Here is an 11,955-nt window from a genome sequence, read left to right as displayed (position 1 = left end):
AACTCTCGGGTAAAGTAATTACTCGTGCTGAGGCGCCGGGAGCGCGGGTTTAGACCCGGGAATCCGGCCCGAAAGTTCCATTGGGATATGGTGTAATTGGCAACACTACGGTTTCTGGTACCGTCATTCTAGGTTCGAGTCCTGGTATCCCAGCTCTGAAAAATCCGCGGATTTCGGCGGCTGATCAGGGGTTTTGAATCGGCTCAACGATTTGAAACACTTGCTGAGTGTATGAAATAATCGCTTAGCGCGAATGGCAGCAATGCCGTTCTGGAGAGTACGCGGCCCCATCGTATAGCGGCCTAGTACGCTGCCCTCTCACGGCGGTAACGCGGGTTCGAATCCCGCTGGGGTCACAAATGAGACGGTCCCGGGCATCAGCCCGGGGCCGTTTTTCGTTGTTCCCCCTCCCATGGCGCGGAACCGGCTGCCCCGGAACTGGCATGATGATTCGGTGAGTTCCGAAGAATCCCGCGGCCAGGCCGTTGAACTGCTGGAAGCCGTCCATCGCGACCTGGCTGCCACCGCACTGCCGCTGGCGCTTCCCGGCTCGGAGGAAGCCCGGCGGGACATCCGCAACGCCCTCGCCCAGCTCGAGGACTACATCCTGCCGCGCTACCGCAGCCTGGACGCGCCCCTGCTGGCCGTCGTGGGCGGGTCCACCGGCGCCGGGAAATCGACCCTGGTCAACGGACTCGTCGGGCACGCCGTCACCCGGGCCGGTGCAATCCGGCCCACCACACGCCAGCCGATCCTGCTGCATCACCCCGCCGATGGGCGCTGGTTTGAGGACCAGCGGGTCCTGCCGAGCCTAAGCCGGATCCGCGGCACGGTGAACCGTGAGCCGTTGCCGGCCAGCCAGGCCGGTCCCACCCCGGACGCGGCAGCGATCACCTCGCTGGTGCTGGTCGCCGATCCGGCCGTGCCGCAGGGAATCGCCCTGCTGGACGCCCCCGACGTCGACTCCATCTCCGCTGACAACCGCAAGCTCGCCGGCCAGCTGCTGGCCGCCGCAGACCTGTGGGTCTTCGTCACCACCGCCAACCGTTATGCCGACGCCGTCCCGTGGCGACTGCTGCTGGACGCTGCCTCCCGGGACATTACCGTGGCGGTGGTGCTGGACCGGGTCCCGGCCGCCGCTGAGGCCGAGGTCAGCGCCGACCTGCAGTCCATGCTCAGCAGGGAAGGCCTGGGCGGGGCCCGCCTCTTCGTTGTACCCGAGGCGGTCCTGGACGGGTTCGGGATGCTTCCGCCCGCCGCCGTCGGGCCGTTGCGGCTCTGGCTGCAGGAACTCGCCGCCGACGCTGCCGGGCGCGCCGACATCGCCAGACGGACATTGAACGGGACCGTCAAGGCCCTGGGGAACCGCGTCGAGACCGTGGCGCAGGCCGCCGTTGCCCAGGAACATGCGGCCGAGGTCCTTGCCGGGGACGCCCGGGACGCCTACCGGGACGCCGTAGCCAGGATCCTTGAGGCCACCCGTGACGGCGCCCTCCTCCGGGGTGAGGTCCTGGCCCGCTGGCAGGACTTTGTGGGCACCGGCGAGTTCTTCCGGGCGATGGAACAGAACGTTGGCCGCTTCCGCGACAGGGTCGGAGCCTTCTTCCGTGGCGAACCGGCGCCGGCCGTGCGGGTGGAGACGGCGATCGAAAGCGGCCTGCAGGCCGTCATTATCGATGAGGCCGCCAACGCAGCCGAAGCCACAGACGGACGCTGGCGCTCCGATCCGGCCGGCCGCCAGCTGCTGGGCAGCGACGACCTCTCGGGGACCTCCGAAGGCTTTGCGGAGAAAGCCGCTGCCGAGATCCGGGCATGGCAGGGGAGCCTGATGGAACTGATCCGGACCGAAGGCCAGGGCAGGCGCACCCAGGCCCGCTGGCTGTCCTTCGGCATTAACGGCCTCGGCGCTGCCCTGATGATTGTGGTGTTCTCCATGACCGCCGGGCTGACCGGCCTGGAGGTCGGCATCGCTGGCGGCACCGCCGTCGCCGGACAGCGGCTGCTGGAAGCGGTGTTCGGCGAGGACGCCGTGCGCCGGCTGGCCAGGACCGCCCGTGAGGATCTCCACGCCCGCTGCCAGCGCCTGCTCGAGGCCGAGCAGCAGCGTTTCCTGGCCCGGCTTGAAATTTCCGGTGGGGTCCCTCCTGCGGTGCTCGCCGGCCATGCCGCGTCGCTCCGCCGGCTGGCGGCCTCCGTATGAGCCGCCATGGCGCCGCCGCCGAGGCCTCCCGGCTGGACCGCAGGCTTGAGGCCCTGAACGAGGCGCGCGAACTGGCCGCCGGAGCGCTCCCGGAGGACGTTCTGGACGGCGTCCTCCAGGTGCTCGACCGGGCCAGTTCCCGGCGTTCCCTCTCGGCAGACCACACCGTCGTCGGCTTCTTCGGGGCCACCGGCAGCGGAAAGTCCTCGCTCTTCAACGCCGTCAGCGGGGCGGAAATCGCGACGGCGGCCGCGCGGCGGCCCACGACCTCGGAGCCGCTGGCCGGTATCTGGGGAGCTGCGGGCAGCGATGAGCTGCTGGACTGGCTGGCAGTCCGGAACCGGCACCACGCCTCCCCGGTACCCGGTTTCGCGGATGAAGGCACGGGCCTGATCCTCCTGGACCTTCCCGACTTCGACTCCACCCGCGCCGCCAACCGCGAGATCGTGGAGCGGATGGTGGGACTCGTTGACGTCCTCGTCTGGGTGCTCGATCCACAGAAGTATGCCGACGCGGCGGTGCACAACGATTTCCTCACCCCGCTGGCCTCCCACGGTGCCGTCACCCTGGTCGTGCTGAACCAGATCGACAGGCTGGCCGCCCATGAGATCGCCCCGGTGCTGGAGTCGCTCAAGGCAATTCTGGCGCGGGACGGGCTAAGCAAGGTGCAGGTCATTGGCGCCTCCGCCGTGGTGGGGACCGGTGTGGACAAGGTCCGGGCCGCCATCCGCCAGGTGGCTTCGCAGCGGCAGGCCCAGTCCCAGCGCCTCGGCGCGGACGTCACACGGGCCGCGGCCCGGCTCGCTGAGGCGTCCGGGCAGGGGGAATCGGCCGGGGTCAAAGCAGCGTCAAAAGCCAGGCTAGCCGAGGAGCTGTCCGTTGCCGCGAACGTCCCGCTCGTGGTGGAGGCCGTTGTCCGGTCCTATCAGCTGGAGTCGGCCCGCCGCACCGGCTGGCCGGTGACGCGGTGGCTGGTCCGCTTCCGGCCCGATCCGCTGAGGCGCCTGAACCTGCGCCGGGAGGGCGCCCGGGCGGAACTCAACCGCACCTCGCTGCCGCCGGCGGGTGCCCCGGAGCGGGCCCGCACGGATGCCGCCGTCCGGGAATTTGCTGACGCAGCGTCCGACGGCGCCCCCGGCCCCTGGCGTGCGGTGATCCGCGGTGCCGCCCGCGACGGCCGTGAGCAGCTGCCGGACGCCCTCGACCAGGCCATCGCCTCCACGGAGCTGAAGGCAGGCAGCAAGGCCTGGTGGTGGGCGGGTTTCAACATCGTGCAGTGGCTGGCACTGCTGACCGCCCTCGGGGGCTTCGCATGGCTCGGCGTCCTGGCGGCGCTGGGCTACCTGCAGCTTTCCGTTCCCCCGGTGCCGCTGGTGGAGGGCTGGCCGGTGCCGACCGTGATGATCGCCGGCGGAGCGCTGCTCGGGATTGTCCTGGCCGTCCTGGCAAAGTTCATCACGGGTGCGGCCGCCCGGGCACGGGGCGCGGCTGCACGGAAACGGCTCAAGGCCTCCGTCGCGGCCGTAGCGGAGGATTTGGTGGTGGAGCCTGTGGAGCTGGAGGTCAGCCGGCTGGCTTCTTTCCACAAGGCCCTGCAGGCGGCGTCACGCTGAGCGGACTGCGGCGTCGCGGACCTTGACCATGGTGCGCAGGTTGCGTGTGGTGGTGGAGGCCTTGTACTTCGGCTTCGAGGCCAGCTTGCTGAACGGGCTGTCCAGGGTGCCGCCGGCCGGCGCCAGCCACGCCAGGGCTTCGGGCCCCAGCCGCGTCAGCTCAGCTCCGCCCAAGGCGGTGCCTGCCTGATACAGCTCATCGAGCACCTCGGTGTCCGAGCCGAGGGTGAGGTAAGTGTGCGTTGAGGTGTCGTCCGCGGGGTAGGGGCACGCCGCCACCAGTTCGCCCACCCGGTCCGCCGCCAGGACCACGACCCAGGCGTCATAGCCGAAGGCCTCCCGGAGGCACTCCTCGAATTCCTTCTTAACGCCGGCCGGGGACAGTTCGCTCGAAAGCACGACATTTCCGCTTGCCAGGAGCGTCTTCACGCCCGAAAACGGACGGGGCTCCAGGGCTTGCCTGAGGTCGGCCATCCTGATGGTGATGCCGCCGACGTTGACCCCGCGCAGGAACACCGCATAGCTGCTCATGCGGACAGCCTATGCCGTCAGTCGTTGGTCTTGCGCAGGGCCTCGGTCAGCACACGGGCCGCGTTGCAGACCACTTCGGCGTGCAGCCGGCCCGGCTGGCGGGTCAGGCGTTCAATCGGCCCCGAGATCGAGACCGCGGCGATTACCCGGCCGGAGGGGCCGCGCACGGGGGCAGAAACGGACGCCACCCCCGGCTCGCGCTCGCCCAGGCTCTGGCCCCAGCCCCGCCGTCGAACCCCGGCCAGGACGGTGGGGGTGAACCGGGCGGCCTGCAGGCCTTCCAGGAGCCGGTCGTGGTCCTCCCAGGCCAGGAGCACCTGGGCCGCGGAGCCGGCCTTCATCGACAACTGGGTGCCGACCGGAATGGTGTCCCGGAGGCCGATGGGGCGTTCGGCGGAGGCCACGCAGACGCGCCACTCACCCTGCCGGCGGAAGATTTGGGCGCTCTCACCGGTGGCATCACGCAGCTGCATCAGGACCGGTCCGGCGGAGGCGATCAGGCGGTCCTCGCCGGCGGCGGAGGCGAGCTCAACCAGGCGGCTACCGAGCACAAAACGGCCCTGGATGTCCCGGCTGACCAGCCGGTGATGGACCAGCGCCAGGGCCAGCCGGTGCACGGTGGGCCGCGCCAGTCCCGTGGCAGCGACAAGCTGTGCCAGGGTGGTGGGCCCGGCCTCAAGTGCGTCAAGCACATGGGCCGCTTTATCGATGACACCGACGCCACTAGAATTGTCCATGTAATGATATTGCCGTCTCATTATCTGAGATGCAAGTCAACCCGCTGGCGCATTACACGTGGGTGCTGATTCAGTGGAGACAAACAAGCCGGCAAGTACGAACACCGCAGTGAAGGGAGAAGGCCGTGGCAAAGACACTGGCCGAGAAAGTCTGGGACGCGCACGTGGTGCGCAAAGGCGACGGCGAAGGAGCCAACGCCCAGCCCGACCTTCTCTTCATCGACCTCCACCTGGTGCACGAGGTGACCTCTCCGCAGGCCTTTGAGGGCCTTCGGCTGGCCGGGCGCCCGCTGCGCCGGCCGGACCTCACCATTGCCACCGAGGACCACAACACTCCCACGCTGGACATCGACAAACCAATTGCCGATCTCACCAGCCGCACACAGATCCAGACGCTGCGCAACAACTGCCAGGAATTCGGTGTCCGGCTGCACTCGCTGGGCGACGCCGAGCAGGGGATCGTCCACGTCGTGGGCCCGCAGCTGGGCCTCACCCAGCCCGGCATGACCGTGGTCTGCGGCGACTCGCACACCTCCACCCACGGCGCGTTCGGCGCCCTCGCGATGGGCATCGGCACCTCCGAGGTCGAGCACGTTATGGCCACCCAGACGCTGTCGCTGAAGCCCTTCAAGACCATGGCCATCAACGTCGAGGGCACCCTGCGGCCGGGCGTTTCCGCCAAGGACATCATCCTGGCCGTGATCGCCAAAATCGGCACCGGCGGCGGACAGGGCTACGTGCTCGAGTACCGCGGCTCCGCGATCCGTGCGCTGTCCATGGAAGCCCGGATGACCATCTGCAACATGTCCATCGAAGCCGGCGCCCGCGCCGGACTCGTCGCACCGGACCAGACCACCTACGACTACATGTTCGGCCGCCCGCACGCCCCGCAGGGCGCCGAATGGGATGCCGCCGTCGAGTACTGGAACACCCTGCGCACCGAGGACGACGCGACGTTCGACGTCGAGGTGGACCTCGACGCCGACACCCTGGAACCGTTCGTGACCTGGGGGACCAACCCGGGCCAGGGCGTGTCCCTCTCCGCCAAGGTGCCCTCGCCCGAGGACATCGGCGACGAGAACGCCAAGGCCGCCGCGGAACGCGCGCTGCAGTACATGGGGCTGGAAGCCGGCACCCCGATGAAGGACATCCGGGTGGACACGGTCTTCCTGGGCTCCTGCACCAACTCCCGGATGGAGGACCTCCGTGCGGCCGCGGACATCGTCCGCGGCCGTACCAAGGACCCCAACATCCGGATGCTCGTGGTGCCCGGTTCCGCCCGCGTCCGGCTCGAAGCCGAGGCCGAGGGCCTGGACAAGGTCTTCAAGGACTTCGGCGCCGAATGGCGCTTCGCCGGCTGCTCCATGTGCCTGGGCATGAACCCGGACCAGCTCGAACCCGGGGAGCGCTGCGCCTCCACCTCGAACCGCAACTTCGAGGGCCGCCAGGGCAAGGGCGGACGCACCCACCTGGTCTCCCCGGTTGTGGCAGCGGCGACGGCGGTGCGCGGCACCCTGAGCTCGCCCTCGGACCTGGACCCCGCTCCGGAGTCCGCCGCGCTCCGTTCCGACGCAGCCTAACGGGCCTGCGCGAATCCACACAGCCCAGACCCGCACCGCTCAGATCCACACAGCCTAGAAGGATCCGCCATGGAAAAGTTCACCACCCACACCGGAATCGGCGTCCCGCTGCGCCAGAGCAACGTCGACACGGACCAGATCATCCCGGCCGTTTACCTCAAGCGCATCACCCGGACCGGCTTCGAAGACGCGCTGTTCGCGGCCTGGCGCAAGGACCCGGCGTTCATCCTGAACCAGGAACCGTTCAATGCGGGCTCCGTGCTCGTTGCCGGACCTGACTTCGGCACCGGTTCCTCCCGCGAGCACGCCGTCTGGGCGCTCAAGGACTATGGCTTCAAGACCGTGCTGTCCTCCCGTTTCGCCGACATCTTCCGGGGCAACTCCGGCAAGCAGGGCCTGCTCGCCGCCGAACTGGCCCAGGACGACATCGAACTCATCTGGAAGGAGCTGGAGAACGCCCCCGGCACCGCAGTCACCGTCGACCTCGTGTCCAAGACCGTCCAGTGCGGCAACATCGTGGCGCCGTTTGAGATTGACGACTACACCCGCTGGCGCCTCCTCGAGGGTCTGGACGACATCGGGCTGACCCTCAAGCATGAGGCAGACATCACCGCCTTCGAGGCCACCAGGCCGTCGTTTATGCCCAAAACCCTGCCGGCCAAACTGTCCTAGCTGTTCCAGCAGTCCTGACCCTCGAGCCCCACCGCAACCCCTACCGCAACGCGGGGTCACTTACCGCCCGTCCGCACGTTGGGACCGGCCGCAAGTGACCCCGCGTTTTTGGGTTTTCGACGGCGGCGGCCGGGACGGCGGCGACAGGCCCGGCGCGCGCCGTATTTCAGATCGGTAACGCTAGCTCCTATGCTTAGCTGGTGCCTTTGTAAGGATTTGGGGGCGAGTAGTCGTGAGGAAACCGGTAAATGAGTAGTGTTCTGACAATCCGCGGAGGCGTCCCGCTAACTGGCCGCGTCACCGTGCGGGGGGCCAAGAATCTTGTCCCCAAAGCCATGGTGGCTGCCCTGCTGGGCAACGAGCCGTCCGTGCTGCGCAACGTCCCCGAAATCAAGGACGTCGAGGTTGTCACCAGCCTGCTCCAGCTCCACGGCGTCACCGTCGAGAAAGACCCCGTCACCGGGGACCTGACCCTCGACCCGACCAACGCGAAGACGGCCTCCCACACGGCGATCGACGCGCACGCCGGCGATTCCCGCATCCCGATCCTGCTGTGCGGACCCTTGATCCACGCAATCGGCGAGGCCTTCATCCCGGACCTGGGCGGCTGCAAGATCGGCGACCGCCCGATCGACTACCACCTGAACGTGCTGCGGCAGTTCGGCGCCGTGGTGGAAAAGCGTCCCGGCGGCATCCACATCTCCGCCCCCGGAGGGCTCAAGGGTGCAAAGATTTCCCTGCCGTACCCCTCGGTCGGTGCCACCGAGCAGGTGCTGCTAAGCGCCACGAGGGCCGAGGGCATCACTGAACTCTCCGGCGCGGCCACCGAACCGGAAATTGTCGACCTCATCGCGGTGCTGCAGAAGATGGGCGCCATCATCAGCGTCCAGACGGACCGCACCATCCGCATCGAGGGCGTCCCGGACCTCGGCGGCTACAACCACCGCGCCCTCTCGGACCGCAACGAATCGGCGTCCTGGGCCTCCGCGGCGCTGGTCACCCGCGGCGACATCTTCGTCGAAGGCGCCACCCAGCGCGACATGATGACCTTTCTGAACACCTACCGCAAGGTCGGCGGCGGGATGGACATCGGCGACGCCGGCATCCGGTTCTACCACAAGGGCGGCAAGCTCAACCCGCTGGTCCTGGAAACGGATGTGCACCCCGGCTTCATGACCGACTGGCAGCAGCCGCTGATTGTGGCCCTGACGCAGGCCGAAGGTGTGTCCATCGTCCACGAAACCGTGTACGAGAACCGCTTCGGCTTCACGGAGGCCCTGATCCGGATGGGAGCCAACATCCAGGTCCACCGCGAATGCCTCGGCAGTGTGCCGTGCCGGTTCGGCCAGCGCAACTTCCTGCATTCAGCCGTGATTTCCGGCCCCACCCAGCTGACCGGGACCGACATTGACGTCCCGGACCTGCGTGGCGGATTCAGTCACCTGATCGCGGCCCTGGCCGCCAACGGCACCTCGCGGGTCACCGGAATCGACATCATCAACCGCGGCTACGAGCGCTTTACCGAAAAGCTCGCGGGCCTGGGCGCCGATTTCGACATCACCTCGGCCAAGTAGCGGGGGAACCAGTGAAGGAAACGGCCACGAGCCGCATCACCTTTGTCATTGTCGCCGGGATTGTCCGGCCCGTCATGAACCTCCTGATGCGGAAGGAATGGATCGGCCTGGAGAAGCTTCCCGCCGGCGGCTTCATCGCAACACCCAATCACTGCACCGAAATCGATCCGCTGGTGGTGGCGCACATGCTCTACAACCAGAAGCGGATGCCGCGTTTCCTGGCGAAGGCCGGACTGTTCAAGGTGCCCGTCCTGGGAGCCGTGCTGCGAGCGACCAAACAGGTCCCGGTGGAACGCTCGACGGCGGGCGCCAACCGCTCGCTGCAGATCGCCAAGGAGGTGGTGGACGGGGGCGGGGCCATCATTATCTACCCCGAGGGTACGCTGACCCGGGATCCCGAACTGTGGCCGATGAAGGGGCACACCGGAGCGGCGCGCATGGCGCTGGAAAGCGGTATCCCCGTGGTCCCGATGGCACACTGGGGAGCCCACGAGGTGTTGCCCCGCTACGCCAAAAGGGTTCACATCTTTCCGCGCAAGACTTCCCGCCTGGTTGTGGGCGATCCCGTGGACCTCAGCGCTTTCGCCGGACGCCCGCTGGACAAGGCCACTCTCACCGAAGCGACCAACGTGATCATGGAAGCCATCACTGAACTCCTGGCCACCCTCCGCGGCGGACAGCCCCCTCTGGTCCGCTGGGACCCTTCGGCCCACAACCAGCCCACGCACGGCCGCTTCATCGATCAGGGCGGCACCGCCGGTGCCACCGGCAGCGCTACTGCGGGCGGTCCGCCCGACGCCGGGACCTCCGACGCCGGAACTGCCGCCGGCTCGGACGGCGCCAAATGACCAGCGACCTCGGTGCGGCATCCTCCGCTGCCACGGTGGCAGTGCTGGGAGCAGGGTCCTGGGGGACCACCTTCGCGAAGGTCCTCGCCGACGCAGCCGCGGCCTCCGGCGTCGAACGCGACATCCGGCTTTGGGGCCGCCGCGGCGAAGTCGTTGACCAGATCAACTTGAAGCACCGGAATGAGCAGTACCTCAAGGACATTGCCCTCCCGCCCAGCATCACCGCGTCCACCGACGTCGCCGAGGTCCTTGCCGGCGCCGAGCTCGTGGTCCTGGCCGTTCCGGCCCAGAGCCTGCGGCCGCAGCTGCGCCAATGGAAGAACCTCCTGGCGCCCGGCGCCCTGGTGGTTTCCCTGATGAAGGGACTTGAGCTGCACTCCGACGCCCGGATGAGCGAAGTCATCTCCGAGGAACTCGGCATTCCCGCCAACCGGATCGCCGTGGTCTCTGGACCCAACCTGGCCATGGAGATCGCACGGGAGGAGCCCACCGCCTCTGTCGTGGCCTGCTCCGACCCGATCGCGGCCGGCTGGATCGCGCGGAGCTGCACCGCCCCGTACTTCCGCCCGTACACCACCGGCGACGTTGTCGGCGTCGAAATCGGCGGGATCGTCAAGAACATCATTGCCCTGGCCGTCGGCATTTGCGAAGGCAAGCAGATGGGTGACAACACCAAGGCCTCGGTAATCACGCGCGGCCTCGCCGAGACCTCCCGGCTGTCTTTGGCCCTGGGCGGCGAGGCCCGGACGATGGCCGGACTGGCCGGCCTGGGTGACCTCGTGGCGACGTGTTCCTCGCCGCTGTCCCGGAACCACACGGCCGGACGGCTGCTGGGCAAAGGCATGACCCTGGACGAGGTCACCGCCGAAATGACGCAGACGGCCGAGGGCATTAAATCCGCCCAGGCCGTCCAGGAGCTGGCCGGCAAGCTCGGAGTCGAGATGCCCATCACCGCGGCGGTCGTTGCCGTGCTGGCCGGAAAACTGTCCGTCGACGAACTGGGACCGCTCCTGCTGTCCCGGGACCTGAAACCTGAAGGCGATTACTGAGCGTGTCTGAAGAAAACGTGAGCGCAGAGGGCCTGAGCCCCCGTCCCAGGCCCCGCGTTGCGGTGCTGTTCGGCGGCCGTTCCAGCGAACACGCCGTCAGCTGCGTGACGGCTGCCGGGGTCCTCGGCGCGATCGACCAGACGAAGTACGAGGTCATCCCGATCGGGATCGCCAAAACCGGCCAGTGGGTGCTGGCCTCCGGGGACACCCACGACTGGTCACTCTCGGCATCCTCCCTGCCCGAGGTTGCATCCTCGGCCCGGACCGTGGCGCTGGCCGAAATCGGCGGCGAACACCAGCTGATTGTGGCCTCCCCGAACGAGATCCCGCAGGAACTGGGCGCCGTGGATGTGGTCTTCCCGCTGCTGCACGGCCCGTTCGGGGAGGACGGCACCATCCAGGGGTTCCTGGAGCTGTCCGACACCCGTTATGTCGGCGCCGGGGTGCTGGCGTCCGCCGTGGGCATGGACAAGCACTTCATGAAGGTGGTGTTTGAAGCCGCCGGGCTCCATGTGGGGCCGTACATAGCCGTCACTGACCGGCAGTGGCGCAACGACCCCGAGACCGTCCGCAAGCGGGTGGACAAGCTCGGCTTCCCGGTCTTCGTCAAGCCCGCACGGGCGGGTTCCTCCATGGGCATCTCCAAGGTGGACTCCCTCGAAGGCCTTGACGCGGCCATTGAGGCCGCCCGTGAGCACGATCCGAAACTCGTCATCGAGGCAGGCATCGTGGGCCGCGAGATTGAGTGTGCCGTACTGGAGGGCCGGGGGACCGACGCTCCCCGGACGTCCATGCCGGGAGAGATTTCCGTGGCCGGCGGCGGGCACGAGTTCTATGACTTCAACGCCAAATACGTGGATGACGCCGCGGACCTCAGCTGCCCGGCCGACCTCCCGGACGAGGCCATCACCCGGGTCCGCGAGCTGGCTGCCGTGGCGTTTGACGCCGTCGGGGCGGAGGGACTGAGCCGGGTCGACTTCTTCTACACACCTGACGGCGAACTCATCATCAACGAGATCAACACCATGCCCGGGTTCACGCCGAAGAGCATGTACCCGCAGATGTGGAAGGCCTCCGGCCTGGGCTACGCGGAACTGATCGACGAACTGATCTATCTGGCGCTGCACCGCAAGACCGGACTGCGGTAGGGC

10 protein-coding genes and 2 tRNA genes are annotated in these 11,955 nt (G+C 68.0%); 10 read left to right on the top strand and 2 right to left on the bottom strand.

Annotation, left to right across the window (positions count from 1 at the left end; genetic code table 11):
- Positions 1–81: 81 nt before the first annotated feature.
- From ASPU41_RS18500 to ASPU41_RS18485, 4 genes are all read left to right on the top strand, one after another.
- A tRNA-Gln gene (locus tag ASPU41_RS18500) sits at positions 82–153 on the top strand.
- 130 nt (positions 154–283) lie between these two features.
- A tRNA-Glu gene (locus ASPU41_RS18495) sits at positions 284–356 on the top strand.
- Positions 357–412: 56 nt separating this feature from the next.
- On the top strand, positions 413–2,200 hold the full coding sequence (locus ASPU41_RS18490) for a dynamin family protein (RefSeq protein WP_083266613.1): 1,788 nt from the start codon (positions 413–415) through the stop codon (positions 2,198–2,200).
- Positions 2,197–3,813, top strand: coding sequence for a GTPase (locus ASPU41_RS18485; RefSeq protein ID WP_069952153.1), 1,617 nt, complete (start codon positions 2,197–2,199; stop codon positions 3,811–3,813). The genes ASPU41_RS18490 and ASPU41_RS18485 overlap by 4 nt, the downstream gene beginning before the upstream one ends.
- Here ASPU41_RS18485 and ASPU41_RS18480 read toward each other — a convergent pair.
- Complete coding sequence (locus ASPU41_RS18480; protein ID WP_069952152.1) at positions 3,805–4,344, bottom strand: DUF1697 domain-containing protein; 540 nt, start codon at positions 4,342–4,344, stop codon at positions 3,805–3,807. The two genes, ASPU41_RS18485 and ASPU41_RS18480, sit on opposite strands and share 9 nt — an antisense overlap.
- A gap of 17 nt (positions 4,345–4,361) precedes the next feature.
- Positions 4,362–5,081 (bottom strand): IclR family transcriptional regulator, encoded by a 720-nt coding sequence (locus ASPU41_RS18475; protein ID WP_069952151.1) that lies wholly within the window; start codon positions 5,079–5,081, stop codon positions 4,362–4,364.
- A gap of 125 nt (positions 5,082–5,206) precedes the next feature.
- On the opposite strand from ASPU41_RS18475, the gene leuC reads away from it, so the two are divergent.
- The 6 genes from leuC to ASPU41_RS18445 all read left to right on the top strand — a co-directional run bounded on the left by leuC (position 5,207) and on the right by ASPU41_RS18445 (position 11,952).
- On the top strand, positions 5,207–6,661 hold the full coding sequence (gene leuC, locus ASPU41_RS18470) for a 3-isopropylmalate dehydratase large subunit (RefSeq protein WP_069952150.1): 1,455 nt from the start codon (positions 5,207–5,209) through the stop codon (positions 6,659–6,661).
- Positions 6,662–6,730: 69 nt separating this feature from the next.
- Positions 6,731–7,333, top strand: a complete 603-nt coding sequence (gene leuD / locus ASPU41_RS18465; RefSeq protein ID WP_069952149.1) for a 3-isopropylmalate dehydratase small subunit — start codon at positions 6,731–6,733, stop codon at positions 7,331–7,333.
- A gap of 248 nt (positions 7,334–7,581) precedes the next feature.
- Complete coding sequence (gene murA / locus ASPU41_RS18460) at positions 7,582–8,907, top strand: UDP-N-acetylglucosamine 1-carboxyvinyltransferase (protein WP_069952148.1); 1,326 nt, start codon at positions 7,582–7,584, stop codon at positions 8,905–8,907.
- Between the two features lie 11 nt (positions 8,908–8,918).
- Entirely contained in the window at positions 8,919–9,755 is an 837-nt protein-coding gene (locus ASPU41_RS18455; protein ID WP_083266612.1) for a lysophospholipid acyltransferase family protein, read from the top strand.
- A complete protein-coding gene (locus ASPU41_RS18450) occupies positions 9,752–10,804 on the top strand; it encodes an NAD(P)H-dependent glycerol-3-phosphate dehydrogenase (RefSeq protein WP_069952147.1) in 1,053 nt (350 codons plus the stop codon). Before ASPU41_RS18455 ends, ASPU41_RS18450 begins: the two co-directional genes overlap by 4 nt.
- 2 nt (positions 10,805–10,806) lie before the next feature.
- A complete protein-coding gene (locus ASPU41_RS18445; protein ID WP_069952146.1) occupies positions 10,807–11,952 on the top strand; it encodes a D-alanine--D-alanine ligase family protein in 1,146 nt (381 codons plus the stop codon).
- Positions 11,953–11,955: the final 3 nt, after the last annotated feature.

Origin of the sequence: Arthrobacter sp. U41 (genome assembly GCF_001750145.1) — a bacterium.
GTDB lineage: Bacteria > Actinomycetota > Actinomycetes > Actinomycetales > Micrococcaceae > Arthrobacter.
This window is presented reverse-complemented; position numbering and strand designations above follow the sequence as displayed.

What these genes read in the sequence shown, in the direction of transcription:
- leuD (WP_069952149.1), top strand. Translation starts at nt 6,731, where the DNA reads ATGGAAAAGTTCACCACCCACACCGGAATCGGCGTCCCGCTGCGCCAG.
- ASPU41_RS18485 (WP_069952153.1), top strand. Translation starts at nt 2,197, where the DNA reads ATGAGCCGCCATGGCGCCGCCGCCGAGGCCTCCCGGCTGGACCGCAGG.
- murA (WP_069952148.1), top strand. Translation starts at nt 7,582, where the DNA reads ATGAGTAGTGTTCTGACAATCCGCGGAGGCGTCCCGCTAACTGGCCGC.
- ASPU41_RS18490 (WP_083266613.1), top strand. Translation starts at nt 413, where the DNA reads ATGGCGCGGAACCGGCTGCCCCGGAACTGGCATGATGATTCGGTGAGT.
- ASPU41_RS18475 (WP_069952151.1), bottom strand. Translation starts at nt 5,081, where the DNA reads ATGGACAATTCTAGTGGCGTCGGTGTCATCGATAAAGCGGCCCATGTG.
- ASPU41_RS18480 (WP_069952152.1), bottom strand. Translation starts at nt 4,344, where the DNA reads ATGAGCAGCTATGCGGTGTTCCTGCGCGGGGTCAACGTCGGCGGCATC.
- ASPU41_RS18450 (WP_069952147.1), top strand. Translation starts at nt 9,752, where the DNA reads ATGACCAGCGACCTCGGTGCGGCATCCTCCGCTGCCACGGTGGCAGTG.